Origin of the sequence: Kitasatospora sp. NPDC057518 (genome assembly GCF_042802075.1) — a bacterium.
GTDB lineage: Bacteria > Actinomycetota > Actinomycetes > Streptomycetales > Streptomycetaceae > Kitasatospora.
The window spans coordinates 1-3,856 of the sequence record NZ_JBHVEU010000632.1 but is presented as its reverse complement, the minus strand read 5'-3'; the positions used below and the strand labels follow the sequence as shown (position 1 = coordinate 3,856).

General features: G+C 68.8%; 1 protein-coding gene. It reads left to right on the top strand.

Annotated features, from left to right (window positions below; genetic code table 11):
* Window positions 1–260 precede the first annotated feature (260 nt).
* A complete protein-coding gene (locus ACFU7Z_RS37480; protein WP_380782572.1) occupies window positions 261–3,770 on the top strand; it encodes a hypothetical protein in 3,510 nt (1,169 codons plus the stop codon).
* Window positions 3,771–3,856: the final 86 nt, after the last annotated feature.

The following is a 3,856-nucleotide window of genomic DNA, read 5'->3' as shown; positions in this document are numbered from 1 at the left end:
GTCGTCCGTCGCGGGGCCGGCGTGGCTTCGCTGGTGACGACGATGCTCCGATCGCCGCGCCGGAGCCAGGAATTCGTCCCTGGTCGAAACCCTTGCCCCCGGCCCGGCGGTCTGCCCTGCGGGGACGGTCTCTGCCCGTCTTCCCTCCGGAAAGGGCTGTTGGTGGGAACGTCACCGTTCGCCGCACGGGCGCGCTCACGGCCCGGGTACACAGTGCGCGAACCAAGCTGGTTCGCCTCCCAACCGAAATGGAGCCGCTCATGATGGCGCCGAGCGAGACCGACCGGCGGCTGCGCAGCCGCACAGCAGACCGGGTGGAGGTCACCCAAGTCCTCAGCCAGGACGTGGTCCTGGGCGGGCCGGTGATTGTGGACACCGCCCGCCGCAAGCCGGTCCTCGCGTTCCACAACCCCGGAGAGAAGGCGGGTTCGGACTCGGACGGGCACCAGGCCCTGGTGTTCTCCCCTCGATCGGGCCCGGTCCCCGACATCAAGCACGTGGCCCGTGCCCTGGGCACCCCCACCGGCTGGCGCGTCACCAGCCCGTTCGAGGACTGGCTCCAGGAGCAGGCCGAGCAGCCCGGCTGGGTGTTCAGGGACCTCACGGTGACCGTGACGCCCGGAAACGGCTCTCGGAGGGTGGTCGCGGAATTCCTCTTCGGGTCCACCAACCCTCAAGACCTCGTCAGCCAGGTCTTCACCGTGGAGCTGTCCCAGGACGGCACCCAGTGGGCGGAACCCGTTCCGCTCGACACCACCGGTCTGCCTCAGCGGAACTACGAAACTGTCGACACGACGTACACGACACAGGGGGATCCTGTGACGTACGCCGTACCGAAGGGGGCATCGGGACTCTGGATCAGATCCAAGGATCAGGGGGACGCCTACCTCCCCACAAGCACGCCCGGCCCGAACGGCGTCCCCGTGGCCGCTGCGCTTTCGGGCACCGAGGTCGTGCTGGCGAGCGTGGACTCGGGCACGGTGATCGCCTCGGGGGCAACTCTCGGTACGGGGTACTCCATCCAGACCGACACGCTCCCCTTCCAGGCCAAGCAGGTCGTCACCGGCTTCGCGACGGGCGAGGGTGTGACCTTCCTGGTGACCGACTCGGCCGACGGCCTGTGGACGGTGCTCGGTGACCGCGACGCGCTGAAGGTCGGCCAGAAGCTCCACGACAAGGGCACCGTCCGGGTGGACTCCCATCCCACGGCTGACGGTGGCCGTGCCGTCTACGTCGTCGACACCGACCACGTCTGCTGGATCCACCGCCTGCCCGCCCAGGGCGCGGCACTGCCGGGAATCCCGCTCCAGAAGGACGTGGTCGCCGTCGCCACGCCGCCCTCGCCGCTGGAGACCTCGACCGTCTTCCTCGTCGAGGCGGGCACCGAGCCCGGCGACGAGACGAAGAACGAGCTCCGGCTCGACGTCCAGGACAGCGCCACCGGCCTGTGGCGGCGGGTACACGTCCACGACCCCGCGGCGGGCGTCAAGGAGGTCAAGCGCTACCGGCTGGAGGCCACCCTCCTCGACCAGTTCGGTGCGCCCATGCCGGGGCAGCATGTGACCCTCGCCCGCGCCCCCGGCAACACCTCGGGCGAGGTCGCCTTCGACGGCCAGGTCACCGATATCACCGACCAGCCGACCCCCCTGAAAACCGACCTGTTCGGCAGGATCACCCTGACCTTCACCCCGACCGGCTTGTCCGCTCCCGACCTCATCCTCAAGGTCCCGGGGATCGACGACGTCGCCCTGCGGCCCTCGCGGGACACCGAGGACTACCTGCGCGGCACCAAGAACAAGAAGCTCAACCTCACCAACCCCGCCGGCCCCCTGCCCGACTTCGGCAGCGGTGCCCTGGCCGGCGCGAAGGTGCCCGGCCAGGCCGGGCACCCGACCCACGACTCCCTGGCGCCCTGGGCTGCGAAGTCCAAACTGGTCGCCGTGCCGGCAGCCAAGGCGATCACGGCCATGGCCGGCTACAAGGCCAGTCCGATGTCGCAGGACGCGCCCAGCTTCCGGCTGTCGGTGCGGCAAGGCACCGGCGCCCCGGAGCTCGTGTACGAGGAGCTCAAAGTGCCGGAGGCTCCCGACGACTCCTGGGAGGACTCCCCGATCGCCTTCGGGGACCTCCACGCGGGCCTGCACAGCGGGGTCATCACACCCGTGAGCATCACCTTCGACACGAAGAACGGCATCCTCGCCGTGATCGCCCGGATCGGGAAGGAGCTCAAGACGTTCTGGACCTCGGTGAAGAAGGCGATCGAGGCGGTCTGGGGCTTCATCGGCAGCGTCTTCAACGTGATCGGCTCGAAACTCCTCAACGTCGTCGACTGGTTGGCCGCGTGGTTCGACTTCCCCGCGATCTGGCGCACCAAGAAGGTCTTCGAGGGCTCCGTCCTCAGCATGCTCGACAAGGCCGAGGCCGCCGTGGCCGAGGTCGGCAAGCTCGCCGACGACTTCATCAAGAAAGAGAGGGACAGCGTCCAGAGGACCTTCGACGGCGCCCGCGCCAAGCTCGGGGACACGACGGTCGGCAGCTTCGACACCTGGTCCGGGAAGGGCAAGCAGGACGTGCCCGTCATCGGGGACGCGAAACTCGCCGACCTCGGCGGGGGCAACGCCCACCTCAACTGGTTCCAGGACAAGGCGGCCGGGATGTCGGTCGCGTCGCAGGCCGGCGACAAGGAGATCGTCGACGACGACGCCTGGAACGCCTGCGCCCCCACGTTGAAGCAGGCCGGCGGGGAGTTCGTCAACGGCGTAAGTGACCTACTGGAAGGCTTCACGAAACTCGCCGCCAACCCCCAGGACCTCAAGGCCTCCACCCTCGCCAAGCTCCTCGAATCGTTCGAGCAACTGGCCCTGGCGGCCCTCGACTTCGGGGACGTCCTGGTCCACGCGATGGTCGACCTGGTCTCCAAGGCCGTCGGCAAGCTGAAGACGGCGCTGACCGCCGAACGCGACGCCGGAATCCTCGGGAAGCTCTGGAAGTGGATCGCCAAGCAGGCCGGCGATCCGGACGCGCCACTGACCGTCAACGGCGCGGTCTGCCTCCTCGGCGCGCTCCCGGTGACACTGGTCTACCGGCTGATCAAGGGCAAGGGCGCCGAGCCCTTCCCCGAGAAGTCCACCCCGCTGAAGGCCCTGAGGCACGGGTCCGCCCCCAGGGACACGCTCACCCCCACGGACAAGACGTGGCTGCTGGTCGCGGCGATCCTGCAGACCATGCAGTTCGCCTTCTACGCGGCGGGCGACCTCCTCGCCTACGAGAGCGCGCAGGGCCTCGACTGGCCCTACCTCGGCCCGCTCGTCCAGGTCGCCAACCTGCTGTTCACCCTCGTGGTCTTCGACATCGCGACCACGGTGCTGAAAACGACCACGACGCCGGGTTGGGCCATCGCCCTCGTCGCCACCCTGTTCGCCCTCGCGTTCGCGGTCCTGGCCGTGGTCTACCGGACCGCGTTCAAGGGGTGGCTCTCGAAACTGGCGGACGCCGGGGACCCGATCCCCGTCCTCCTGATGTTCAAGGGCTGCTTCTGGAACCTGCGCGGGGCCGTGGCCCGGATCGTCGACGGCACGACGGAGGACGCCGACGAGGGCGCGGCACAGGTCCTGCTCGCGATCTCCCCCGCGACGGCCCTGCTGAACAACCGGATCATGCTCAAGGAACCGGACTCCGGCTTCGTGATCGCGACGGTCAAGGCCGGCCTCGACACCTTCTTCACCGTCCTCGGCGGCGTCCTGCTCTGCCGCCATTACGACAAGCACTGAACCCCGCGCGTCCGGACAACAAAGAACGGCCGGTTGATCCGAAGATCAACCGGCCGTTCATCTGTGCGCGAGGGGGGAGTTGAACC

What these genes read in the sequence shown, in the direction of transcription:
- ACFU7Z_RS37480 (WP_380782572.1), top strand. Translation starts at nt 261, where the DNA reads ATGATGGCGCCGAGCGAGACCGACCGGCGGCTGCGCAGCCGCACAGCA.